Raw genomic sequence first — 24,211 nt, 5'->3', positions numbered from 1 at the left:
GTCATGGGCCCTGGGCCCAGCACGGACGGCGCGGGGCCGCGCCCCGGGCCGTCCCGCCCCGACCCGGCGGCGCGGGCGCGCCGGCTCGCGGGCGCGGCGATCGTCCGGACCCTGGTGTGGTCCACCCGCCTGGTCGCGCTGCTGATGATCGCGTACGCGCTGCTGCCGGCCCCCCGCCGGATCCTGGGCGAGCCGCTGCGCAGCTCGCTTGCGCTGCCGCACACGGCCAGACTCGCCGGCATCGTGATCACCATGGTGGCCGCGGTCGGTCTGATGCTGCTGGCCACCGGTTTGCGCAGACGGAAACGTCGGGCCTGGACGGTCGCGGTCGGGGTCACCGGCCTGCTCACCATCGTCAACCTGCCGCACGGGCTGAGCACGGGGCACGGGCTGGTCGCCGCACTGACCTCGGCGGGCCTGCTGGCGGCGTTCATCGCCTGCCGGCGGTACTTCGTCGCCCGGCCCGACCCCGGGGGGCTCACTGCGGGCCTCGTGTTGTTCGGGCAGCTGGCCCTGGCCGGGTTCGCGCTGGTCTGGCTGCTGCTGGCGATCAACCACCAGCGGCTGGTGGGCGCCCCCGGCCCGCAAGACGAGGCGGTCCACGCCGCGTTGTCCCTGGTCGGGGTGTCCGGGCCGGTACTGTTCCGGGCCGCCTGGCTCGACGACCTGACCTCGACGGTCGGGCTCAGCTTCGGCATCGCGGCGGTGCTGGTCGCCGCCTACTGCCTGCTGCGTTCCCCCGAGCCCCGGCCGGTGCTCACCGCCGACGACGAGTCCCGGCTGCGGGCCCTGCTCGACCGCCATGGTGAACGCGACTCACTCGGTTACTTCGCGCTGCGCCGGGACAAGGCCGCGGTGTTCTCCCCCAGCGGCAAGGCGGCAGTGGCCTACCGGGTACTGGCCGGGGTCGCGCTGGCCTCGGGGGATCCGGTCGGTGACGTGGAGGCGTGGCCAGGCGCGATCGAGTTGTTCCTCGCGGAGTGCACGGGGCACGGCTGGGTACCGGCGGTGCTGGCCTGCTCGGAGCGGGGCGCGACGGCCTGGGCCCGTGCCGGGCTCGACGCGCTGGAGCTCGGCGACGAGGCCGTCCTCGACGCGCGCAGCTTCAGCCTCGAGGGTCGGCCGATGCGCGGCATCCGGCAGGCGGCCGCCCGGGTCCGGCGCGCCGGGTACGCGGTGCGGGTACGCCGGGTCGCCGAGCTGGACGACGGCGAGCGCACCGGCCTGGCGGCGCTGGCGTCGACCTGGCGCGGGGACGCGGCCGAGCGCGGCTACTCGATGGCGCTCTCCAGGATGGCCGACGCGGCCGATCCGAATGCCGTCGTGGTCACCGCGGAGCGCGGCGGGGCGGTGCGCGGACTGTTGCAGTTCGTTCCGTGGGGCCGCGAGGGGCTGTCGCTGGACCTCATGCGCCGCGACCCCGCCGCCGACAACGGGCTGAACGAGCTGATGATCGTCGAGCTGATGGCGGCAGCGCCGGGGCTGGGGGTGGCCCGGGTGTCGCTCAACTTCGCGGTGTTCCGGGCGGCGCTGGAGCGCGGCGAGCGGATCGGCGCGGGTCCGGTGGCGCGGCTGTGGGCGCGGATCCTGCGGATCGCGTCGCGGTTCTGGCAGATCGACAGCCTCTACCGGTTCAACGCCAAGTTCCGGCCCGAATGGGCTCCTCGGTTCCTGGTCTTCCCCACGGCGCGTGACCTGCCCCGGATCCTGGTCGCGGCGTTGGAAGCCGAGGGATTCGGTGGCCGGCCGCCCCTGGTGCTGCGCCTGCTGCGGCGCTGAGCCTCGGGTCGTCGGCAACCCACCCGAACGCATCTCGACCCGGGGTTCGTCCGGCTCGACACTGGCCGCCTGCCGCCGCATCTCGGGGAAGGACCTCCCATGACGAGCGCCACGCAGCACGTTCACGGTCGACGCTGCTACTGGGACCACACTCGCTGCGGCTGGGTCTGTCAGGACGAGCTCGCGGCACGCACCGGAGCCGCCGCGCAGACCGCGCCGCCGCAGGCCACCGCGCCGCCGCGGGCCGTTCCGCCGAGGATTCCGGCCACTTCGTCGGCCTCGCGGGCCTGACCCGGGTGTGATCCGCGCCGGAGTGGAGACATGACCCTTTTAATTCGACTGAATTACTACAACAATCACCACGATTAAGTGACGATGACGGGACACCGTACGCGACCTGCGGAGGCCGGACCGATGGCGTGGGACTTCTCGACCGAACCCGAGTTCGAGGCGAAGCTGACATGGATGCGGGAGTTCGTCCGCACCGAGATCATCCCGCTGGAGACCCTCGACCTCGACCGCGAGACCTTCGCCCGCATCACCGCGCCGCTGAAAAAGGAGGTGCAGGAACGGGGGCTGTGGGCCGCGCACCTACCCCCCGAGCTGGGCGGCGGCGGGTTCGGACAGGTCAAGCTCGGCCTGATGCACGAGATCCTCGGCCAGTGCCGCTTCGCCCCGGGCATCTTCGGCAACCAGGCCCCCGACTCCGGCAACGCCGAACTGCTGGCGGTCGGCGCCAGCCCGCAGCAGAAGGAGCGCTGGCTGTACCCGCTGCTGCGCGGCGAGCTGCGCAGCAGCTTCTCGATGACCGAGCCGGGTGCGGGCGCCGACCCGACGATGCTCACCACCCGCGCCGTCCGCGACGGCGACTCCTACGTCATCAACGGCCACAAGTGGTTCTCGTCGAACGCGAGCGTCGCCGACTTCCTCATCGTCATGGCCGTCACCGACCCCGACCTGTCGCCGCACCGACGGTCGTCGATGTTCATCGTCCCGGCCGACACGCCGGGCGTGGACATCGTCCGCGACATCCCGGTGATGGACCACGCGACGATCGGCGGCGCGCTCGAGGGCGGCCACGCCGAGGTGATCTACCGCGACGTCCGGGTGCCGGCGGAGAACCTCGTCGGCAACCCCGGTGACGGGTTCACGCTCGCGCAGCAGCGGCTGGGCCCCGGTCGCATCCACCATGCGATGCGCTGGCTCGGCCAGTCGCGGCGGGCCTTCGACATGCTCTGCGAGCGGGCGGTCAGCAGGCACACGCACGGTTCCGCGCTCGCCGAGCGGCAGATGGTCCAGGACTGGGTCGCGCTCTCGGCCGCCGAGATGCAGGCCGCTCGGCTGCTGACGCTGCACGCGGCGTGGACCATGGACCAGGTCGGGGCGGCGAACGCCCGGATCGAGATCGGCATGATCAAGTACTGGGGCGCGAAGGTGCTCCACGACGTCATCGACCGCGCGATCCAGGTCCACGGGTCGTTGGGCTTCTCCGGCGACCTGCCGCTGGAGCACATGTACCGGGCCGCCCGGGCGGCCCGGATCTACGACGGCCCGGACGAGGTGCACAAGGCGGCGGTCGCCCGGCGCATCCTGCGCGGCTACACCCCCACCGAGGTGCCGACCGAGCACATCCCGACCCGCCGCGAGGCGGCACGGCGCAAGTTCGCCGACTACCTGGAGGCCGCCACCGCCAACCTCTGACGAGCCGACCGGCGTCGCCCGGCCGGTCCGGTTGCACCCGCCGCGCCACCAGGACCCGCCCGCGACCGGCCATCGGGACAGCCGCGAGCTCGACGTAGGGTGCGGTCATGATCGAGAACCAGCGGTTCGCCGTTCCCGCGGTCGGGCTGTGGACCGGTGCGCTGGACACCGTGCCCGCCGCGCAGGCCCGCGAGCTCGCCGCCGAGCTGGAGGAGCTGGGCTACGGCGCCCTGTGGGTTCCCGAGATCGCAGGCCGCGACCCGTTCGTGCACCTGGCCCTGCTGCTGTCGGCCACGCGGCGTCTCCTCGGCGCCACCGGGATCGCGAACATCTGGGCCCGTGACGCCATCGCGACCTCGTGCGCGACCAAGGCGCTCACCGAGGCCTTCCCGGAGCGGGTGCTGGTCGGTCTCGGCGTCAGCCACCAGAACCTGGTCAGCGACCTGCGCGGGCACGACTACGGCACACCGCTCACCGCGATGCGCCGTTACCTCGACAAGATCGCGAGCTCCCCCTACACCGCCTACCGCCCGACGACGCCGGCGCGGTACGTGCTCGGGGCGCTGCGGCCCCGGATGCTGCGGCTCGCGGCCGAACGCACCGAGGGCGCACACCCCTACTTCGTCACCCCCGAACACACCGCCCGGGCCCGCGAGACGATGGGCCCCGGGCCGCTGCTGTGCCCGGAGCAGGCGGTCGTGCTCGAGACCGACCCCGGGCGAGCCAGAGCCATCGGCCGCGCCTACACCTCGGTCTACCTGTCGCAGCCCAACTACGTGAACAACGTCCTGGAGCTGGGCTTCACCCACGACGACCTGCGCGACGGCGGCACCGACGCGTTCGTCGACGCGCTGGTGGCGTGGGGTGACGAGGACCGGGTGTGCGCCCGGGTCCAGGCGCATCTCGACGCGGGCGCCGACCACGTGGCGGTGCAGGCGCTGCCCGCCGAACGGCGCGGACTGCCCGATGCCCAGTGGCGGGCGCTGGCCGCCCCGCTCGCGGAGCTGACGCGCGGCTGACCGTCGCGTGTGTCGGTGCGGCCCGCCCCTGCCGGGGCCCGGGCCGCACCGCGCGAGCGCCCGGTGGGCGCCGGCTCAGGCCGCGTGCTGCTCGGCGGCCTCACCCCCCTCGGCGGCCTCACCCCCCTCGACGGCCGGAGGCGCCGCGCCACCGGCCGACACCGCGATCTTCTGTGCCCCGCCGCTCGCATACGCGCCCGCGATCCGTACCGTCAGCACGCCCGCGTCGTAGGAGGCGCTGACCGCCTCGGCCCGCACATGCGCCGGCAGCGTGAACGACCGCTGGAACGCGCCGTACCGCAGCTCGTGCACATGGTGCCCGCGGCGCTCCTCCGCCCGCTCGTCGCGGCGTTCCCCGCGCACGACCAGGCGGTCCCCGTCGACCTCGACGGTCACGTCCTTCTCGACGTCCAGTCCGGGTAGCTCGACCCGGACGACCGCGTCGTCACCGTCGCGGGTGACCTCGGCGGCCGGCACGAAACCGGTGCGTGCCGTTGTGGCGGGAACGGCGAGCGCGCGGTGCAGCGCGTCGAGCTCGGCGAACGGGGTGCGGTCGGCCCACAGCCACAGTGACATGACGTCCTCCTCGTGACATCACCTGCTTAGCCCTTACGTCTCATGAAACATGAGTAGGGTCGACTCAATTCCCGAGGTCTTGGGCCGGGCCGATGACGCTCCATACTCTGGCGACGTGTCCACGCTCCGGCCCTCCGCCCTCCCCGCACGCCCGTTGCTGCTCACCAGCGCCCTGGTGGGGGCGGCCGCAACCCTGGTCAGCGCCGCACGCGGGCTTCCCCTCGCGCTGGGCGCCACCAGCGCGCAGCTGCGGGCCGGCGCCGCGGGCGCGACACCCGGAGCCGGCGGCACGTACCGCAACACCGAGCCCAGCACCTGGCTGAGCCCCCGAACCGCCCTGCCGGTGCTGGTGTCGCTCGCCCGCCGCGGGAGTACCGGTCGGCCGTCGCTGCCGGTACCGCTCGCCCCGCCGACCTACCCGGCCGCCGCCGGCACGCTGGCGCTCACCTGGTTCGGCCACTCCTCCGTGCTCGTGGAGATCGACGGGCGGCGAGTCCTCGCCGACCCGGTGTGGGGTGAGCGGGTGTCGCCCTCGCCGCTGATCGGACCGCGCCGGCTGCACCCGGTCCCGGCGCCGCTGAGCGAGCTACCGCCGGTCGATGCCGTGCTCATCTCGCACGACCACTACGACCATCTCGATCTGCCGACCGTTCGCGCCCTGACGCAGAGCGGGCGGGCCCCATTCGTGGTGCCGCTGCGGGTCGGCGCGCATCTGCGCCGGTGGGGCGTGCCGGCCGAGCGGATCATCGAGCTCGACTGGGGTGGCCGGACCCAGGTCGCCGGGCTGAGCATCACCTGCGCGGAGGCCCGTCACTTCTCCGGTCGCGGGCTGCGCCGCGACGTCACGCTCTGGTCGTCGTGGGCCGTCGCGGGCGCCACCCGGAACGTCTACATCTGCGGCGATACCGGCTACACCGCGGCGTTCGCCCGCGCCGGGCGGCACCTCGGCCCGTTCGACCTGGCACTGCTGCCGATCGGCGCCTACAACGAGCGATGGCCGGACGTCCATCTCACACCCGAGGAGGCGGTGCGCGCGCATCGCGACCTGCGTGCGGCGATGCTGATCCCGATGCACTGGGCGACGTTCAACCTCGGCTTCCACCCGTGGGCCGAGCCGGTCGAGCGGCTGCTGCGCGCGGCCGCCGGCGACGGAGTCCGGCTCGCGGTCCCGCGTCCCGGGGAACGGGTCGACCTCACCGCCCCGCCGCCGCTGCGGGACTGGTGGAGCGCGGCCGCCTGAGGCCCCTCCATCGACGGTACTTCGTCGTTCGGCCCCGGCGTGGTCGGGCATCTGCCAGGGTGGACGGATGCCACGGGCGATCACGGTTCCGGACTCGGTGCACGTCACCCTGCGGGCAGACCGTCTGCCGTGGACGCCGACCGGTCTACGGGTGCGTCGCGGCGACCGGGTGACCCTGCTCGGTTCGGGATTCGTGCGCTGGTGCCCGCCCGATGATGCGGGCGCCGGCGCCAAACGCCATCTGTGGGGCAGGGTGCCCGGCGGCGAGATCTTCGGCTGCACCCAGGACACCACGACCACCGTCATCGACCGGGACGGCGAGCTCGAGCTCTGCGTCTACCTCGGCACCTGGGCCGACCGCACGGGCGCGCTCGCCACCGGCGACGCGCCGTACCGGCGCGCCTCGGGCGGGCTGGAGGTGACCGCCCTGCACTGGGTGGCCGGCGTGGATCCGGTCAATGGGCTCGCCGCGCTCGGGCCGGACGTTGCCGATCCCCGGCTGGCCGCCGCGGAACGCGCCCGGCTGTGTGACCCGGTCGTCCCACCGCCCGGATGGGAGTACCTGCTGGAGATCGGCCCGGGAGACCTCTACCGGCATGCCCGGCGGGACGGCCGCTCGGCCATCGACGTCGTCTGCGACGATGACGCGGGAGTGATCCGGACCGACGTCGGGTTTCCGCTGGGCGCCGACACGACCCTGGAGTGGACCTGGCAGCTCGACGAGCCACCGGCACGCGCCCCGGCGAGCGCGGATTGGACCCACGACCAGCTGTCCGTCACGCTCGAGTTCGACTCCGGCCACACGCTCAGCTGGGCCGCGTCGCCCGACCTCGTCCATGACCGGCGTGACCCCGGCGCTCCCATCGCGATACGCACCGGCGAGCCGGGGGTGGCGCACCGCGAGTCGCGCAACATCGTCGACGACTACCGCCGCCATCTCGGCCGGCCACCGGACCGGATCGTCGGCATCCGGCTGGCCGCGGTCAGCCACCTCAGGCACAACCTGTTGCGCGCCACGTTCTCCGACATCGCGCTGCGCACCGGCCGACACCGGCTGCAGGTGCTCTGAGGGCGCCCTTACCTCCCTGGCCCGATCCCGCCGCCCGAGGGTTCCCGACGAGCGCGAGGTCGCATCGGGAGCCGACGATCACGTCCGTGCGCCTACGGTCCGACGCCGTCGACCGGAGGGGACGCCACGTTGTGGTGCTCGATCAGATGGCCGCGCAGGACATCGAACCCGAAATCGTTCTCCGGGTCGCGCCAGACGGTGTGCACATGGTTGACGTCACGCTGGGTGTTGTCGTACTCGGCGAGCAACCGCGGACCCTGCACGCGGTAGTAGTGGGGCTGCCCGCGCTCGAGCCCGCCCGCCCAGGCAAGGTGCACGTCGCGGAGCCGCTCCCCGGCGAACTTCGCCGCCTCACGCTCGGCGAGCTCCTCGGGAACTCGCGCGACGTAGACGTCGAGCAGCGCGCGCAGCTGCTCCCGCTGGCCGTCACTCATGTCCGCGGCCGCGAGACCCTTGGGCGCGGCGGTGAGCCGCACGGCCTGGTGGTCCTCGGCGCGCACGCCCGCCTTCTCCTCGGCGGCCCGGTGCATGTCCTCGACGCGGTCGGCGAGCCGGCGCTCGGTGAACCGCCCGCGCCAGAGGTCGGGCAGTGGCATCAGCAGGTGGCCGTCGGAGATCCGCGGCCGGTTGCCGCCGACGATGTCGACCGGCGCGACCGGTGTCAGCAGCGCCCGCGCTGCCTGCTCATCGTCGAGGGATCGTACGAGGTCGCGGGCGAGGTCCTCGGCACCGGCGAGCGGGCGCAGCGGGTGTGGTCCGAGCAACGGTGACGACGCCGGGTCGGCGCCCAGGAAGCAGGGCGTGCTCGCCGCGACCTGCCCGTCGACGATCAGGTGGTGCACCGAGACGTGGTGCCCCCCGAAACGCCACGACCAGAGCCCGGAGCCGGGCTCGCCGAAGACGCACAGCCAGTACAGCTGGGGGTCGCGGCCGCGCTCCCGGCCCCAGTCGACCTGCCAGCCCTCGAGGTGATCGAGAACGTTCTCCAGGCCCATGATCGTCGAGACGGTCACGTAGCCCGCCCGTGACAGCCCGGTCGCGAGGAGCTGCATCGCCAGGCTCTGCTGGGCCGGACGCATCCGGGTGAGCGCGAGCCCGCCGTGGTCGGTCGGGGTGTAGTACCAGCGGTGCCGCTCCTCATCGGACGGCCAGGGGCGGACGGCCTGCGCGCGCTGGGCGTCGTCGAGGCTCTCCAGCCACGCCTGCGCGGCGTCGGTCATCCGGGCGGCGACGCGATGGGTCATGGCACAGCCTCCGGGATCGGTGCAGGTCGCCGCCCGGCCAGGGCGGTGACCTGCTGGTTCGTCGCGCCCTCCGCACGGCCGGCACGATTCGGCACCGCAGAGAGCGGATCACTCATCGTCGATGGACTTCAGGCACAGGCCGCTGAGGCAGACCTCCTGCGGGGGGCGATCGCCTCACACATCGCCTCGAGGCTCGCCAGGTTGTGCCCGGGAAGGAAGACGTCGACATGCGGCAGCGCCGCGGCCATCCCCCGCTGCACCGGCTGATACCGCGGATCGCCCTTCAACGGGTTCAGCCAGACCACCCGGTACGCGACGCGGTGCAGGTTCCGCATCGCCGCACGCAGCGCCTCGGGGTCGTCGCGGTCCAGCCCGTCGGAGCAGACCACGACCAGCGCACCGCGGACGGCGCCGTGCCCGGAGAACCGCGCGACGAGCTCGCGAACCGAGGTGGCGAGCATGGTGCCCCCGTCCCAGTCGTCCACGGCCGTGGCGATCCGGCGCAGCGCCGCATCGACCGACGGGCGGCGCAGTTCCTCGGTGATACGGGTGAGGTGCACGCCGGCGGTGAAGACCTCCACACGGTGCCCGGCATGCAGCATGGCGTGCCCGAACCGCAGCAGCGCCAGTGCGTAGGGCGTCATGGAACCGGAGACGTCGATGACCAGCGACAGCGAGCGCTCCCGGTACCGGAGCCGCTGGCGAGGCAACCGCACCGGCTCGCCATCGCTGCGCAGCGCGGTCCGCAACAACCGGCGCACGTCGAGCTGCGGCCCGGTCGCGGCCGGGACCCGTCGGCGGCCGCGCCGCCGTGGCAGCTCCGGGCGCAGCCGGCGGATCAGGGCCGCGGCCCGGCGCTGCTCGTCGGCGTCCATCGCCGCGAAGGACTTCGTCGTGAGCAGGTGGATGTCGCTGGGCGTGAGGCGGGCCTCGTCGGCCTGCTCGTCGTCCGGTCCTCCCGGCCGCGTGCTGGGAGTACCCGGGGTCCGTGCCTCACGGGCAACGGTCGTGACGGGGACGGAGCGCGGCGGCCGCGGGAGGCCGTGGTCGTCGACCGTGGACGGTCCGAAGAACTCCGCGAACGCGGCGTTGTAGGCCGGGTACTGCTCGCTCTGGTTGGTCAGCACGACGCGACCCGCCCAGTAGAGCTCGCGCAGGCCGACCCGCTCGAGCACGTGCAGCGCCGCATAGAACGCGATGGTCTGCTCGGGTCCGATCTCGACGCCGTGCCCACGAAGCGTCGCCGCGAACTCGACGCAGATGCGCCTCGTGATCTCCGGCGTGCCGTCCGCCGTGCCGAACGGTGCGCTCGCACGTTCGCTCATGATGCCGACGCGACCACATCGTCGATGCTCCCGGCGACAACCTGCTGGTCGTCGATGTCCTTGACCAGGGCGCTCAGGGTAGCGGCCGCGACGTCGGCGGAGAGAGTGGCGACGCCCACCATGTGCAGGGCGCCCGCCCAGTCGATCGACTCACCCACGCCGGGCGGGTTGCCCAGCCCGAGGCCGCGGATCCGCTGCACCGCCGTCGCGACCTGGCGGGCCAGCTCGGTGGGCACGTGCGGGGCGCGGACCCGCAGGATCCGGAACTCCCGCTCGGCGTCGGGGTGCCCCACCCAGTGGTAGAGGCACCGGCGCCGCAGGGCGGTGTGCAGATCCCGCGTGCGGTTCGAGGTGAGCACGACCAGCGGCGGTGCGGGCGCGGCGACCCGCCCGATCTCGGGGATGGTGACGGCGAAGTCGCTGAGCAGCTCGAGCAGGAACGCCTCGAACTCGTCGTCGGCCCGGTCGAGCTCGTCGATGAGCAGGACGGCGCGGTCGCCCGCCTCGAGCGCCTGCAGCAGCGGCCGGGACAGCAGGTAGTCGCGGGTGAAAACGTCGGCGGACGAGCGGCCCGCGGAGTCCCGCATATCGAGCAGCTGACGCCCGTAGTGCCAATCGTAGAGGGCCTGGGTGGTGTCGATGCCCTCGTAGCACTGCAGACGGATGAGCTCGCGGCCGAGCAGCTCGGCCAGCGCCTTGGCGACCTCGGTCTTGCCGACGCCGTTCGCGCCCTCCAGAAGCAGCGGCCGGTCCAGCCCGAGCGCGAGGAAGGCGGCCATCGCCAGAGCGTCGTCGGCGAGGTAGCCCACATCACCGAGCCGCTCGGCGAGCTGGGCGGGGGAACGGAACGGGTTCGGCACGGCGCAGGTCCTCGGGTCATGTGATCGGTGGATGGGGCGGCCCGGCCCCGTGGCCAGGGCGAGGTTCTCGGGGCCGGGCCGGTGCGGGTTGCTACTCGGCGCGGGCGCGCTGCACCGTCTCGACGATGCGCGACGGCTTGACCGGCAGCTCGCGCACGCGCATGCCGTACTCGCGCAGCGCGTCGTCGATCGCCGCCGAGACCGCGGACGGGGTGACCATCCGGCCGCCCTCACCACCTCCCTTGATGCCGTACTCGGTGTACGGCGAGGGCGTCTCGACGTGCCCGATGCGGAACGGCGGCACCTCGTTGGCGGTGGGCACGAGGTAGTCCATGAACGTCGAGGACTTGAACTGGCCGTCGGCGTCGTAGGCGAGCTCCTCGTACAGGGTCGACCCCAGCCCCTGCGCGGCCCCACCGGTGACGTGTCCGCCGAGGCTGCGCGGGTTGACCACGGTTCCGGCGTCGTGCACCGCCACGTAGTCGAGGAAGGAGACCTGTCCGGTGTCCGGATCGACCTCCACGACCACGATGTGGCAGGCGTGACCCATGATCGGGTAGAAGACCCCGAGGTCGGTGCGGTCCGCCGAGGGAAGCGTGGTGTACGGGTGGTCGTAGGTGTGGCTCTCCTCGAGCCCGCTCTGCATCCCCGGGGGCAGATTCAGGGCGAAGAAGTACGCCGAGGCGGCGAGCTCCGGGATCCCGAGCCCGCGTTCCGGCGCGCCCTTGACCTGGACCCGAGCGTCGACCAGCTCCAGGTCCTCGGGATCCACCTCGAGCGTATGCGCAGCGATGTCGATCAGCTTCTTCTTCAGCTTCCGAGCGGCACCGCGGACCGCACCGGCGACCATGACCGTGAAGCGGCTGCCGCCGGGCCCCGTGCCCGGCAGGGCCCGGGAGGTGTCGGCGTAGCTGACGTTGACCGTCTCCGGCTCGACTCCGAACTCCTCGGCGACGATGGTGGTCGAGACCGTCTCAGGGCTGTTGCCCCACATGGCCTGACAGTGCAGCAGCAGCTGGAACGCGCCGGTGGGGTCGATCGTGATCGTGGCACTCTCGGGGCTCGACGTGATCGGAAACGCGGGCTCGTCGAACCAGAACCAGAATTCGGTCGAGGAGAACACCGAGCGCTCCTGCGTGGTCGCCACGCCGATGCCGATGTGGCGGCCCTCCTCCTCGCGCAGGCGCACCTTTTCCTTGCGCCAGTGCTCGAGATCGATCATCGACAGCGCCTTGTCCAGTACGCCCGGGTAGTTCCCGCTGTCATAGACGTTCCCACCGGGGATCTTGTAGGGGAACTCCTCGGGCAGGATGAAGTTCCGGCGCCGGATCTCCTCGGGCGGAAGATCCAACTTCGCGGCCGCCGAGTCGATCAGACGCTCCAGCACCCAGTTGTGCACCTCTGAACCGAAACCGCGGTAGGCGCCCTGCTGGCATTTGTTGGTCAGCGCCGCGCGCAGCCGGTACTTCAGGTCCCGGAACCGGTACGGACCGACGGCCTGGGAGAACGCGTTGCCGTGCGTGCCGACGCCGAACTGCAGGTATGCGCCGTAGTCGTCCACGACATCGATGTCCAGGCCGGTGATCAGCCCCTCGGATGTGAAGCCCATCTTCGCCTCATAGTAGCGATCCGAGCCGTGGTGGTCCGAGTTCATGAGATGGTCGAGCCGGTCCTCGACGTACGACACGGGCCGCCCCGTACGCAGGGCCAGGAACGCGGCGAGGGTCGGCACCTTGTGCGCGGTGAACTTGCTGCCGAAGCTGCCGCCGGCGGGTACCGGCTGCATCTTCAGCTTGTTCGACGGGATTTGCAGCGCCGCGGCCAGGAGGAACTGCAGGTAGCTGAAGTTCAGCGAGTTGCAGTAGATCTCCAGCACGCCGTTGATCCCCGGCCGCGCGATGGCACCGCTGGTCTCCATCGGCATACCGGCGGAGCGGCCCCAGTGCAACGTCTCCTCGATGACCAGGTCCGCCCGGCCGAGGGCCGCGGTGATGTCACCGAACTCGAAGGTGCGCTCGTAGCCGAGGTTGCTGCCGTGCGCGTCGTGCAGCACCGGCGAACCGGGCTCCAGAGCTGCCTTCGGGTCGGTGACCGCTGGCAGCTCCTCGAACTCGACGACGAGGGCCTCGACACCGTCCTCAGCGATGTAGCGATTTTCCGCGACGACGGCCGCGACCGCCTCCCCGACATAGCGCACCGTGTCCACCGCGATCGGGTACTGCGCGATCGTCGGTGGCCCGAAGTTCATGCACGGGTTCATGTGCGCCTTGACGTCCTCCCCGGTCAGGACGGCGACGACACCCGGGATCTCGAGCGCTGCGGAGGTGTCGATCGACGCGATCCTGGCGTGCGGCACCGGGCTGCGCAGGATGGCGGCATGCAGCAGACCCGGCATCTTGATGTCGGCGATGAAGCCGCCGCGCCCGACCAGCAGGCGAGGGTCCTCGACCCGCCTGCGATCGGCGCCGATGTACTTGTAGGCGGGCTTCTCGTCCCGGGCCTTCTCGTTCTCTACGGTGGTCATCGCGTCAGGAACCCTTTCCCTCGCCGCAACCGCCGGCGTCCCCGCAGCGGAGCCGCCGCCCGGCGTTCTGCACGGCGCTGACGATGTTCTGGTAGCCGGTGCAGCGGCACAGGATCCCGGAGATCTCGTGACGCACCTCGGCATCGGTTCGCTCCTTGCCGTCGGCGAGGATCTCCTTGGCGCGCAGCACCATCGCTGGCGTGCAGAAGCCGCACTGGAGACCGTGCTCCTCGGCGAAGGCCTCCTGGATCGGGTGCAGGTTGTCCTGGTCGGACGAGAGGCTCTCGACGGTCTCGATCTCGTGACCCCGGGCCTGCACCGCGAGCATCAAACAGGACCGCACGGACTCCCCGTCGAGAAGGACCGTGCAGCAGCCGCACACACCGTGCTCGCACCCGAGGTGCACGCTGACGAGGTCGAGGTCGTCACGGAGGAAGTCGGCGAGCGTGGTCCGGGTGGCGACCGTGTGGGTCACCTCGCGACCGTTGATCCGGAGGGTGATCGTGCGGGTGTCGGTGGTGTTCTCGGTGGTCGTCACGGGTTGCTCCTGTTCACGGCGTCCGCCACGGCGGCGATCAGCGCACGCTGCACGACCGTCACCGCGAGGTGACGGCGGTAGGCAGCGGAGGCGTGCAGGTCCTCGGCGGCCGTGACGACCGGGGCCACGTGCCGCGCCGCGACCGCGATGGTGTCGGGGTCGGCCTGCTGCCCGGTGAGCGCCTGCTCGACGTCGCTCGCGCGCACCGGTGTGGCGGCGATGCCGGCGACGCCGACGGCGGGCCGGACGAATCGGCCGTCTGCGTCGAGCTCGACGACGGCCGCGGCGGCCGCCAGGGCGAAGTCGCCCTGGCGGCGGGCGACCTCGACGAACGCCGTGCCCGCGGCGGGGGCGGTGACCGGGAACCGGATCGCGACGACGATCTCGTCCGCCGCGCACGCGTTGGTCAGGAAGCCCTGAAAGAAGTCCCGGGCGGGGACCTCACGGCGGCCCGCAGGCCCCTGCACGACGACCACCGCGTCCAGCGTTACCGCCGCACACGGCAGCTCCGCCGCGGCGTCGGAGTGCGCGACGCTGCCGCCGACGGTGCCGCGGTGCCGGTTCTCGACGTGGCCGATGTTCGGGACGACCTGGGCCAGCAGTGGGACCGCCTCGGCGACGAGCGGGTCGGTCTCGAGGGCCGACTGCCGCACGCCGGCCCCGATCTCGAGGACCTCCCCGTCGCGCACGATGCGCTGGAGGTCGGTGATGCCGTTGATGTCGATGACGACGTCGGGATTCGCCAGTCGCATGTTGAGCATCGGCATGAGGCTCTGGCCGCCGGCGAGGATGAGCGAATCGTGCCCGTGCTGGGCCTTGAGGGCAACCGCGTCCTCGATCGTTTCGGGATCGCAGTACAAGAACCGGGGCGGTTTCATCGCCTGTCCCCTCATGGTCGGGAAGCGGACCGGGCCGAAGCGGCTCGATCGCCTGTGGTGGACGGACCGCGTCAGCTGACCGGTCCCGCGCAAGCTACCTCCGACAGGAAGGACCTGGACTGTGAACATCCACAGCATCAGTGGCTGGAGATGGTTGCCGTCCCAGTACCTGCCGGTGCGGCACGGTTACGATTCGCTGTGCTCACCTATACCGGCAACGAGGTGCGGCGGTGGCTCGCCGGCGTCGGGGCGATCGCCGCGGCGGTCAATGCGTCGACGCCGCTGCCCGAGTTGCTGGACCTCATCGCGCGGACGGCGTGCGAGCTGACCGGGTACGAGGCTGCCGCGGTGCTGCTCGCCGACGAAACCGGCCGCTCGCTGGTGATCTCCGGCTCCGAAGGGTTGTCCGCGGAGTACGTGGCTCAGGTCAACGAGCGGCACACCATCGAGCTCGGGTCCGGCCCGCTCGCGGACGGTCCGTCGAGCCGCGCGTTCCGGATCGCGCAGCCCGTGCCGATCGCCGACATCCTTGCGGACCCGTCGTTCGAGCCGTGGGCACGCGTCGCCCAGGAGAACGGATACCGTGCGATCGGCTCGGTGCCACTGCTGGTCGCCGGAGAGCCGGTCGGCACGCTGAACTGCTACTGCCGGACGGTGCACGAGTTCGGCCCCGACGAGCTCGCGTTGCTCTGCACGCTTGCCAACCAGGCCGGCACCGCGCTGCAGAGCGCCCGACTCATCACGTCCCTCACCGAGCAGCGCCGCCTCCTCGAGCACGCCGAGGAGATCCACCGCGAGCTGACCGCTGTCGCGCTGCGCGCCGGTGGGGTGCAAGGGGTCGCCGAGGCATTGGCGCGCCTGTTGGCCCGGCCGGTCCTCGTCACCGATCGTGATGGCCTCGCCGCCGCGAACGTCACGCATCGTGGCGTCCAGCTCGCCCCCGAGTCGACGGCTGACCTCGAACTGCCGGACGACCGGATCGCGGAGGTACCGGGCGCATCCCGGGTGACCGTGCCCGTGCTCCTCGGTCAGGAGGTGGTTGCCCGGCTGTGGCTGCCGGGGCGGCTCGTGGAGCTGAGCGAGCTCGAGCGACGGGCCACCGAGCACGCGGCGGTCGTCTGCGCACTGGAGTACCTGCGCCGCCGCACCGCGGTGGATGTCGAATGGAGGCTGCGCGCAGACCTGCTCACCGAACTGCTCTCCGGCACCGTCCCAGCCTCGGTCGCCAGCCGCGCCGTCCCGCTCGGGCACGACCTGACGCGAACGCATACGGTGCTCGTCGCGTCCCCGGACGGGTCAGTCGACACCGCTTCCGGCCGGGCCCTGCTGGGGATCGCTCAGACAGTCGCCGAGCGCTGCGAGCCGCGTCCGCTGGTCACCAGCTCCGGCGAGCACGTGATCGTTCTCTGGCCGGAGACGCCGCACGGACCGGAGGCGAGCGCGACCGCCGATGTGATCCGCACAATGGCCCGGCGCGCGCTGGACCAAAGAACCGTGACGGTCGTGGTCGGGCATCGCTGCGCCGAGGTGGAGGCCTTCCGCTCCGCGGTCCGCACAGCCCGCGGAGCGCTGGAACTCGCCCGGCTCCACGGCGGAGATCGCACCGTCACCCTCCCCGATCTCGGAGTGTACGGACTGTTGCTGCAGTTGAACGATCCGCGCGAGCTGGTCCGGTTCGCCGAGCAGACACTGGCCCCGCTCCGCGAGTACGACGAGCGCAAGGGCGGCGTCCTGATCGAGACCCTACGTACCTACCTCGCGCAGGACATGAACGTCGCCCGCACCGCCGGCGAGATGTACGTGCACCCGAACACCGTCGGGCTGCGACTGCGGCGCGTCGAGGAGCTGATGGGGGTCTCGATGCGGCGTCCGGAGACGCTGCTGCGCCTCAAGGTCGCGCTCATGGCGCAGGACGTTCTCGGCCTCGCGCGTCTCGACGACGCGCACCCCTGACCGGTCGCACCGATCGACGAACCTGTCGAGTTGCACTGCCGAACGCCGAACTGCTGTGTCTTCCCACAGCCGGCAGAGCACGCCCGCCGGTCAGGATGAGGCGGTCTCAGCAACATCAGGGAGGTCTGGCCGTGCACCGGTACGAAGGCTCACGCGCCGTGGTGGTGGGCGGCTCGATCGGCGGGCTCACCAGCGCGCTGCTCCTGCGCGAACTCGGGTTCTCGGTCGATGTGTTCGAACGCACGCCCACACAACTGGACCACCGGGGCGGCGGAATCGTGCTGCAGCCCATCACCATGAAGTGGTTCGACGGGCACAGCGCACGGCGGATCGACGAGCTGAGCACGCGCAGCCGCCGGCTTCGCTACCTCGGCCCGGGCAACGCGATCGTGCACGACGAGCCGGCCGAGTGGCGCTACACCTCCTGGGGCACCGTCTACCGAGCCCTGCTCCGCGACTTCGGGCACGAGCACTACCACCTCGGCGAGTTCTGCGCAGGCTTCGACCAGGACGCCGACCAGGTCGAGCTGCGGTTCGTCACCGGTCGCGTGGAACGCGCCGACCTCGTCGTCTTCGCCGACGGCATCTCCTCGACCGGCCGCCGGCGTCTGTTCCCCGAGCTCGGACGGCGCTACTCCGGATACGTGGGATGGCGCGGCACGGTGCGGGAGAGCGAGGTGACGCCGCAGACGTATGAGTTGCTGACCGACGCGCTGACCTACACCGTCGGGGACCGCACCCACGCGTTGACGTACCCGATCCCGGGGATGGACGGCGAACTCGAGCAGGGCAAGCGGTTGTTCAACTTCGTGTGGTACCGCAACGTTCCTGCCGGACCGCAGCTGCAGGAGCTCACGACGGACGTTCGCGGGTTCGAGTGCCCGGTCTCCATCCACCCGGGAGCCGTTCAGCGCCGCTACGTGGACGAGCTGAAGGACGCCGCCGGAGCACAGCTCGCCCCGGCCGTCGCCGAGGTGGTACAGCGCACCGAACAGCCGTACGTGCAGGTCGTCTTCGACACCCGGATCCCGGGTATGGCCGAGGGTCGGATCGCGGTCATCGGCGATGCCGCGTTCGCGGCCCGGCCGCATGCGGCGGCGGGTAGCGCGAAGGCCGCCGACGATGCATGGAAGCTCTTCGAACACCTCGGGGCCGTTGACGGTGACGTCCCCCGGGCGCTGAAGCGCTGGGAGCCCGGCCAGCTCGAGCTGGGTAACCGGCTGATCGACCGGGTCTCGGAGATGGGCCGCCGCTCCCAGGTGGCCAACACATGGGACCCGCGAGACCCCGATCTGCGCTTCGGTCTGTACGGGCCGGGCGTCTGAACTCGGTCTTCCGCCCGGCACGAGTCGCGCATCATCGTCGAGGAGTACCGCCGCCGGATCGCCGGGATCCGGCTGGTCGCGGTCAGCCACCTTTGGCACAACCCCTTTACCTCCCGCGTAATCGACCGGCGCCGTCCTCGCGGTCAGGATCGTCTCCCGTAAGCCCCGCCATCCGGGCGGGACCGACACGGGAGGAACACCATGAGCACCGAGACCCTCACCCGCGCCGAGTCCGCCGTCCGCGGCTACCTCGCCGCGTGGAACGCGACCGAGCTCGCCGACCGGCGCGCCGCCATCGCGGCCGCCTTCGGCACCGACGCCCGCTATGTCGACCCGCTGGCCGACGTCACCGGCCACGACGGTCTGGACGCGCTGATCGCCGGGGTTCACCAGCAGTTCCCCGGCATGGTCTTCTCCCTCGTCGGCGACGTCGACGCCCACCACGATGTGCTGCGGTTCCGCTGGGGGCTGGGCCCGGACGGCGCCGAGCCGCTCGTGATCGGCTTCGACGTGGCCCGGATCGACGACGAGGGCCGCATCACGGGGGTACAGGGATTCCTGGACAGAGTTCCCGGCGGAGCGTGAGGCCGGGACGAGGTCGGCGCCCGACCCGACCCCGCCCCCGGGGACAGCGCGGTGGGCGCGACGACCTCCGCGGGCGGGACACGTTCGACACGTCAGTCGGTGATCCCGTACAGCTGAATCTTTCGGTACAGGGTGGAGCGGGAGAAGCCGAGCGCCGCCGCGGCGGCCTTGCGGTTGCCGCTGGCCTGCCGAATCGCGGTGATGATGGCGTCGCGTTCGATCTGGTCGACCTGCCGCAGCGGGCTGCGCGAGACGCTCTGGCAGTACGCGGGGAGGTCTTCGGCCTGGATGACGCCGACCGGCCGGCGGGCCACCGTGCTGGCCAGTACCTCCCGCAGCTCCCGGATGTTGCCCGGCCACCGGTACCGTCCAAGCACCCGAGTGGCGTCGTGGGACACCTGAAGCTCACGATGGGGTGCGAGCTCGTGCAGGATGAAGCGGACGAGAGCCATGAGGTCGCCGGTGCGATACCGCAGCGGAGGCAGGGTCGCCGACTGCCGGAACAGGGCGAACAGCGCGCCTTGGTCGATGTCCGGGCGCTCGGACGCGTTGGCGGTCGCGCCGAGCAGGCCGGGGGCCGAGCCGCGCTCGCCCAGGCAGGCCGTCAACGCGTTCACCGTGCGACCGCAGAGCTGGTCGACGTCGCCGAGGACGTACAGGTCCACCTGCGGATCCGCCTCCGCCAGGAGGCACCCGATCTCGCAGGGTTCCTTCTCTACCTGCCGAGCCTCGATGCGGTGCAGGCGGACCCCCGGTCGCTGAAGGCGCACCAGCTCGGCGAGCAATGTGAAACGACCGCTGCCGGACTCACCGAGGACGAGAACCGTCTCGTCGGCTCCCAGAGCGCTGCGTACGATCGTCTCGGCGGCCCGCCACGCGGGTGAGCTGCTCGCAACCTGGTGCGGCGGTTCGGCAGCGACCAGGTCGGAGGTGGCGGCCGTGGCGCACTGCCGCCGAGGGATCAACCGGACGTCGTCGTGTATCGGGGTGACGACGCCGATCATGCCGGCAATGTCCTCGCCGACCGTCACAGTCGATCCCCGGAGGCGGACCTGCATCCCGGAGGGCAGGTCGACCTTGTCGTCGACGGTCGAGTGACGCGGCGTCATGAACCGGATGTGGTCGAGCAGCGCCTCCTGGTCGGTCGAGCCAAGGAGGGTCTGCATGGCGGTGTTGGCCACGATACAGCGTGGGCCGACAGCGACCACGGCGTCACGAGTGCGGGAGTCGACACGGGAGTAGACCTCGAAGAGGGCCTGCTGGGCCTCGTTACGGTCCAGCAGCAGCCTGTGCTCGATGCGTTTGGCTGCCGCCCGCACGAGTGAGTGCATGATGGGCGTGGAGTGGTCGCTCAGGCAGCTGATGTCGAGCACACCCTCGATCCGACCGGAGAACGGGTCGCGGACGGGGGCGCCGGCGCAGGCGAAGGACTGCAGGGTGTCCACGAAGTGCTCGGCCCCGACGATATGCACCGACTGGCCGAACTCCAGCACGGTTCCGACCCCGTTGGTGCCCACGGCTCCTTCCTCGTAGCCGAAGCCCTTGGCGAAATAGACGCGGTCGAGGATCTTGCCGATCCACTGGCTGCTGTCTCGTCGAAGGAGTATCCGTGCTTGGCCGTCGGTGAGCGCGACACACATCGGCATGTCCGAGATCTGCTCGGACAGCTGGTCGATCTCCGGTTGGGCGCAGCGGACGAGCCGGGACTCGAAGTCGAGCTCGGCGAAGTAGGGGCTGTCGACACTGTTCGGGTGCACACCGTGCGACAGGCTGCGCCGCCAGGAGGCGGCGACGTGATCGGGCACCCCGGGGCATTCCGGTGCGCCGTTGCCGTCGAGTAGATCCGCGCGGGCGGAGGCCAGCAACAGGCGCTTGTCGGACATCCCCACCACTCGGCAGCACCCTCCTCGGACCCCTTTTGTTGATGATGCGGAACGGGGCCGGACGACGACGTGTCCCATTACGGGACACGTCGAGATGGCGGGACATCGCCCACAGTGGGCCGGACCCTACCGGCGCACAAGCGTCCACGGACCCGTCTCGTCAGGAGGAATCGAGCGATGTCCCGTCTGAACGGCAAAGTCGCCGTCGTCACCGGCGGCGCGAACGGCCTCGGCACCGCGATCGCCACACGTCTGTCCGAGGAAGGGGCGGCGGTCGCGATCCTCGACCGTGACCCGTCCGGACAGGACGTCGCCGAGAAGATCGTCTCCGGCGGAGGGCGGGCGATCTTCCGCACCTGCGACGTCACGGTGGAGGACGAGGTTGCCGGTCGGCTCCGTGAGGTGGTCGACGAGCTCGGCCGGCTCGATGTCCTGGTCAACAACGCCGGCGTGGAGGGCGCCAACCAGCCGACGGACCAGCTCGAGCTGGCCGAGTGGGAGCGCGTCATGGCCGTCAACTGCACGGCGGTGTTTCTGTGCACGAAGCACGCCATTCCGCACCTGCGCCGGGCCGGGGCCGGCTCGATCGTGAACATCTCGTCGATCTACGGTCTCGTCGGCGGGGGCGATATCCCGCCGTACCACGCCTCCAAGGGGGCTGTGCGGCTGATGAGCAAGAACGACGCGCTCACCTACGCTCCGGAGAAGATCCGGGTCAACAGCATCCATCCCGGCTTCATCTTCACCGACATGGTCAACCGTTACGTCGACGAGGCCGGGCTGGACCGCGGGGACGCCCGCACCGCCTTGGACGCGCTGCACCCCCTCGGCGGCACCGGCACTCCCGACGACATCGCCTGGGGCGTCGTCTATCTCGCCTCCGACGAGGCACGGTGGGTCACCGGGACCGAACTGGTGATCGACGGCGGCTACACGGCCCGCTGACCGCCTCCGGACGCGAAAGGAACACCATGACCGGCACGATGCGAGGCCTCGCGTTCCTCGGCGACGGACGGGTCGGGCTCGTCGAGCGCGACATCCCGACCGCCGGACCCGGCGAGGCCATCGTCCGCTCCACCGCCTCGTTGATCTGCACCTCCGACGTTCACACCGTCGCCGGCGTCCTGCCCGTTCCCGCCGGACGGTTGCTCGGTCACGAGAGCGTCGGCGTGGTGTACGAGATCGGCGACGGCGTCACGTCGGTGCAGGTCGGGGACCGGGTTGCGGTCAACGCCGTGACCCCGGACGGCACCTGTGACTACTGCCAGCGCGGATTCACCTCGCAATGCGGCGGGCCGCTCGGTGGCTACCGCTACACCGCACAGAAGGACGGCAACCTCGCCGAGTACTTCCACGTCAACGACGCCGACTACAACCTCGCCCCGATCCCCGACGGGCTCGCCGACGAAGTCGCCGTCTACGCCTGCGACATGCTCTCGACCGGCTTCGTCGGCGCCGAGAACGCCCACATTCCTCTCGGCGGTACCGTCGCCGTCTTCGCCCAGGGAGCGGTCGGGCTCTCCGCCACCATGGGCGCCAAACTCCTCGGAGCCGGGCTCATCATCGCTGTCGAGGGCCGGCCGGACCGGGCCGCGCTGGCCAAGCGGTTCGGCGCCGACATCGTGATCGACCCGACCGGCGGGAACGCAGCCGAGCAGATCGTGGAGATCACGGGCGGGGGCGTCGATTCGGCCATCGAAGCGCTCGGATCGCAGGCCACGTTCGAGGGCTGTCTCCGCGCGACCCGGGCCGGTGGCACGATCTCCAACCTCGGCTATCACGGCGAAGATGGCCCCACCTTGACCATCCCGCTCGACGCGTTCGGGCTGGGCATGGCCGGTAAACAGATCACCACGGACCTGTGCCCCGGCGGGCGAAGCCGGATGGAGCGGCTCATGCGGCTCCTCGTGACCGGCAAGGTCGACCCGACCCCGATGACCACCCACCGCTTCACCGTGGGCGAGGCGGAGGAGGCCTTCGCGGTCATGCGGGACAAGCGGGACGGGGTGATCAAGTCGTTGATCACTTACTGATCGTAGCGCTTGAGCCCGCCGCGCGACGACGATGTTCCGAGGTCTCGGCCGGATACCGTGCAGGGCATGAACAACTTGGCTGGCCGCCGCGGACGCGCCTACCTGCGGGATTGCCTGACCTACCTCGGTCTCGCCGCAGCGACCGCGCCGTTCGGCATCATCGGACGCCGGACGGGATGGGGTGGGAACCGCGTGTTCGTGCTGGCGGTGAGCGCGCTGCCACCGCTGGCAGCCACCATTCTCGCGGCGTCCCAGGAGTCGGGTCCGGCTCAGGCGACGTGGGGAAAGCGGACACATGGGCTGGTCGTCACCGACGGTGACGGCGCTCCGATCGGGTTTGGCCGTGCCACGCTGCGGAATGCGGCCAAGATCGGTGTGCCGTGGCAGATCGGGCATGTCGTGGCCATCGGCGCGGCCTTCGGCGGTTTCGAGAAGCGCGACCCGCTGACGCGCGCCGCCACCGTGGTGACGTACCCGTTACTGGCGGCCATGATCGTGGCCGTGCTCCGGGGCAACGGACGTGGGTTGCACGACCGCGTGGCGGGGACAGCCGTACGCCGGCGAGCCGCACCCGCCTGTTGAGCGCGTCGTCCGCCTGCCGGATGCACGTCCGGTCCGGGTAGCGGCAGGAGGCCCCGGGTAGCAGTGGGGATGTGCTCGGCGGCCAGCCCGTCGAGGGTGCATTCGGACATCAGGGCGTGTTCGAGCTCGGCGATGGCGCCGAGGATGTGGAAGAGCAGGTGTCTCGCGAACGATGGTTTCGCGACAGTCGGCCAGGCCACCGAAAGTCACCGTGCTGTGTGGCCTGCCTACATGCTGACAGGAACAGCATGAACTGACGGAGATCACCATAGCTGTCGATATGATGCATCTATGGCAGAGCGGACCGGCGGCGTCGACCGGGCGGAGGTTGTCGTCAATCGAGACGGTCGCGTCCTGATCCCGAAGCAGATGCGTCAAGAGCTGGGCTTCACCCCCGGGGAGAGGCTCATCCTGGCGGTCGAGGACGGTCGTGCGGTGTTGGAAAGCCGGGAGCAGCTGATGGCCCGGATCCGTCGGGAGGTCGCGGAATCCTGGTGCGGCGATCCGGGCGCCTCGGTCGTCGACGAACTGATCGCCGACCGCCGCGCGGAGGCCGCGGTCGAGGACAGCGCACGGTGAGCGCCCCCGACCCGGCCCCGGATGCGCCGCCGAGCGGGGGCCCGACGGTGCTTGATGCCTCGGCGGTGCTCGCCTGGCTGCGCGCCGAGCCCGGCGCCGAGGTCGTGCAGGGCTATCTCGACGATGCGGTGATCTCCACGGTGAACCTGTCTGAGGTGCACCAGAAATTGGCCCAGCACGGCGTCGACGCCGACCGCACCGTGCGCCGGCTGCGGACCCTCGGCCTGCGCGTCGAGCCCCTCGGCATCGAGGATGCGCTCACCGCCTCCCGGCTCTGGCCGGCCACTCGACAGGCCGGATTGTCGCTGGGCGACCGCTGCTGCCTGGCCCTGGCCGCCCGGCTGGATTCTCCTGCGGTCACCGCCGACACCGCCTGGACCTGCCTCGACGTCGGCGTGTCCGTCGTCCCCATCCGCTAGTGCCGTGACCACGAAGGTTCGCCGGGTTGGTGCATGACATCGGTGTAATCATGCAGCGGCGCGGTGCTGGGGCTGGCCCCAGCGGCGGTGGCGTTCGCT

At 71.3% G+C, this 24,211-nt stretch carries 22 protein-coding genes; 14 read left to right on the top strand and 8 right to left on the bottom strand.

The window, feature by feature from the left end; translation table 11 throughout:
- Window positions 1-3 precede the first annotated feature (3 nt).
- From ACFQE5_RS01435 to ACFQE5_RS01420, 4 genes are all read left to right on the top strand, one after another.
- Complete coding sequence (locus ACFQE5_RS01435; RefSeq protein ID WP_379582065.1) at window positions 4-1,779, top strand: phosphatidylglycerol lysyltransferase domain-containing protein; 1,776 nt, start codon at window positions 4-6, stop codon at window positions 1,777-1,779.
- 99 nt (window positions 1,780-1,878) lie between these two features.
- Window positions 1,879-2,070, top strand: coding sequence for a hypothetical protein (locus ACFQE5_RS01430; RefSeq protein ID WP_379581863.1), 192 nt, complete (start codon window positions 1,879-1,881; stop codon window positions 2,068-2,070).
- 123 nt (window positions 2,071-2,193) lie between these two features.
- Window positions 2,194-3,480 (top strand): acyl-CoA dehydrogenase family protein, encoded by a 1,287-nt coding sequence (locus tag ACFQE5_RS01425; RefSeq protein ID WP_379581861.1) that lies wholly within the window; start codon window positions 2,194-2,196, stop codon window positions 3,478-3,480.
- 107 nt (window positions 3,481-3,587) lie between these two features.
- Complete coding sequence (locus ACFQE5_RS01420) at window positions 3,588-4,499, top strand: TIGR03620 family F420-dependent LLM class oxidoreductase (RefSeq protein ID WP_379581859.1); 912 nt, start codon at window positions 3,588-3,590, stop codon at window positions 4,497-4,499.
- Between the two features lie 75 nt (window positions 4,500-4,574).
- Here ACFQE5_RS01420 and ACFQE5_RS01415 read toward each other — a convergent pair whose 3' ends face one another.
- The gene (locus tag ACFQE5_RS01415) at window positions 4,575-5,075 is read right to left on the bottom strand and encodes an Hsp20/alpha crystallin family protein (RefSeq protein WP_379581857.1); all 501 of its coding nucleotides are present in this window, start codon (window positions 5,073-5,075) and stop codon (window positions 4,575-4,577) included.
- A 115-nt stretch (window positions 5,076-5,190) separates the two neighbouring features.
- Between ACFQE5_RS01415 and ACFQE5_RS01410 the strand changes: the two genes are divergently transcribed.
- The gene (locus ACFQE5_RS01410) at window positions 5,191-6,315 is read left to right on the top strand and encodes an MBL fold metallo-hydrolase (RefSeq protein WP_379581855.1); all 1,125 of its coding nucleotides are present in this window, start codon (window positions 5,191-5,193) and stop codon (window positions 6,313-6,315) included.
- A gap of 67 nt (window positions 6,316-6,382) precedes the next feature.
- The gene (locus ACFQE5_RS01405) at window positions 6,383-7,384 is read left to right on the top strand and encodes a DUF3047 domain-containing protein (protein WP_379581853.1); all 1,002 of its coding nucleotides are present in this window, start codon (window positions 6,383-6,385) and stop codon (window positions 7,382-7,384) included.
- A gap of 92 nt (window positions 7,385-7,476) precedes the next feature.
- Here the strand turns inward: ACFQE5_RS01405 and ACFQE5_RS01400 are convergent, their stop codons facing one another.
- The 6 genes from ACFQE5_RS01400 to ACFQE5_RS01375 form a co-directional block, all read right to left on the bottom strand.
- The gene (locus ACFQE5_RS01400) at window positions 7,477-8,628 is read right to left on the bottom strand and encodes a DUF3500 domain-containing protein (RefSeq protein WP_379581851.1); all 1,152 of its coding nucleotides are present in this window, start codon (window positions 8,626-8,628) and stop codon (window positions 7,477-7,479) included.
- Window positions 8,629-8,756: 128 nt separating this feature from the next.
- Complete coding sequence (locus tag ACFQE5_RS01395; RefSeq protein ID WP_379581849.1) at window positions 8,757-9,953, bottom strand: vWA domain-containing protein; 1,197 nt, start codon at window positions 9,951-9,953, stop codon at window positions 8,757-8,759.
- Window positions 9,950-10,813: an AAA family ATPase gene (locus tag ACFQE5_RS01390; RefSeq protein WP_379581847.1), complete on the bottom strand. Its 864-nt coding sequence runs from the start codon at window positions 10,811-10,813 to the stop codon at window positions 9,950-9,952. Before ACFQE5_RS01390 ends, ACFQE5_RS01395 begins: the two co-directional genes overlap by 4 nt.
- Before the next feature lie 91 nt (window positions 10,814-10,904).
- Window positions 10,905-13,337: a xanthine dehydrogenase family protein molybdopterin-binding subunit gene (locus ACFQE5_RS01385; protein ID WP_379581845.1), complete on the bottom strand. Its 2,433-nt coding sequence runs from the start codon at window positions 13,335-13,337 to the stop codon at window positions 10,905-10,907.
- A 4-nt stretch (window positions 13,338-13,341) separates the two neighbouring features.
- Complete coding sequence (locus ACFQE5_RS01380; protein WP_379581843.1) at window positions 13,342-13,875, bottom strand: (2Fe-2S)-binding protein; 534 nt, start codon at window positions 13,873-13,875, stop codon at window positions 13,342-13,344.
- On the bottom strand, window positions 13,872-14,753 hold the full coding sequence (locus tag ACFQE5_RS01375) for an FAD binding domain-containing protein (protein ID WP_379581841.1): 882 nt from the start codon (window positions 14,751-14,753) through the stop codon (window positions 13,872-13,874). The genes ACFQE5_RS01380 and ACFQE5_RS01375 overlap by 4 nt, the downstream gene beginning before the upstream one ends.
- 198 nt (window positions 14,754-14,951) lie before the next feature.
- Between ACFQE5_RS01375 and ACFQE5_RS01370 the strand changes: the two genes are divergently transcribed.
- From ACFQE5_RS01370 to ACFQE5_RS01360, 3 genes are all read left to right on the top strand, one after another.
- On the top strand, window positions 14,952-16,706 hold the full coding sequence (locus ACFQE5_RS01370) for a helix-turn-helix domain-containing protein (protein WP_379581839.1): 1,755 nt from the start codon (window positions 14,952-14,954) through the stop codon (window positions 16,704-16,706).
- Window positions 16,707-16,837: 131 nt separating this feature from the next.
- Complete coding sequence (locus tag ACFQE5_RS01365; RefSeq protein ID WP_379581837.1) at window positions 16,838-18,031, top strand: FAD binding domain-containing protein; 1,194 nt, start codon at window positions 16,838-16,840, stop codon at window positions 18,029-18,031.
- A 201-nt stretch (window positions 18,032-18,232) separates the two neighbouring features.
- Complete coding sequence (locus tag ACFQE5_RS01360; RefSeq protein ID WP_379581835.1) at window positions 18,233-18,616, top strand: nuclear transport factor 2 family protein; 384 nt, start codon at window positions 18,233-18,235, stop codon at window positions 18,614-18,616.
- A gap of 92 nt (window positions 18,617-18,708) precedes the next feature.
- On the opposite strand, the gene ACFQE5_RS01355 is transcribed toward ACFQE5_RS01360, so the two are convergent.
- A complete protein-coding gene (locus ACFQE5_RS01355) occupies window positions 18,709-20,499 on the bottom strand; it encodes a sigma-54-dependent Fis family transcriptional regulator (protein ID WP_379581833.1) in 1,791 nt (596 codons plus the stop codon).
- A 177-nt stretch (window positions 20,500-20,676) separates the two neighbouring features.
- Here ACFQE5_RS01355 and ACFQE5_RS01350 point away from each other — a divergent pair, with 177 nt between their 5' ends.
- The 5 genes from ACFQE5_RS01350 (at window position 20,677) to ACFQE5_RS01330 (ending at window position 24,112) form a co-directional block, all read left to right on the top strand.
- Window positions 20,677-21,444: an SDR family NAD(P)-dependent oxidoreductase gene (locus ACFQE5_RS01350; RefSeq protein ID WP_379581831.1), complete on the top strand. Its 768-nt coding sequence runs from the start codon at window positions 20,677-20,679 to the stop codon at window positions 21,442-21,444.
- Window positions 21,445-21,470: 26 nt separating this feature from the next.
- The gene (locus ACFQE5_RS01345) at window positions 21,471-22,532 is read left to right on the top strand and encodes a zinc-binding dehydrogenase (RefSeq protein WP_379581829.1); all 1,062 of its coding nucleotides are present in this window, start codon (window positions 21,471-21,473) and stop codon (window positions 22,530-22,532) included.
- Window positions 22,533-22,598: 66 nt separating this feature from the next.
- Complete coding sequence (locus ACFQE5_RS01340; protein WP_379581827.1) at window positions 22,599-23,114, top strand: RDD family protein; 516 nt, start codon at window positions 22,599-22,601, stop codon at window positions 23,112-23,114.
- A gap of 291 nt (window positions 23,115-23,405) precedes the next feature.
- Window positions 23,406-23,693 (top strand): AbrB/MazE/SpoVT family DNA-binding domain-containing protein, encoded by a 288-nt coding sequence (locus ACFQE5_RS01335; protein WP_379581825.1) that lies wholly within the window; start codon window positions 23,406-23,408, stop codon window positions 23,691-23,693.
- Window positions 23,690-24,112, top strand: a complete 423-nt coding sequence (locus tag ACFQE5_RS01330; protein WP_379581823.1) for a type II toxin-antitoxin system VapC family toxin — start codon at window positions 23,690-23,692, stop codon at window positions 24,110-24,112. Before ACFQE5_RS01335 ends, ACFQE5_RS01330 begins: the two co-directional genes overlap by 4 nt.
- Window positions 24,113-24,211 lie beyond the last annotated feature (99 nt).

The sequence above is a fragment of the Pseudonocardia hispaniensis genome, from assembly GCF_042658695.1.
GTDB lineage: Bacteria > Actinomycetota > Actinomycetes > Mycobacteriales > Pseudonocardiaceae > Pseudonocardia > Pseudonocardia hispaniensis.
This window is presented reverse-complemented; position numbering and strand designations above follow the sequence as displayed.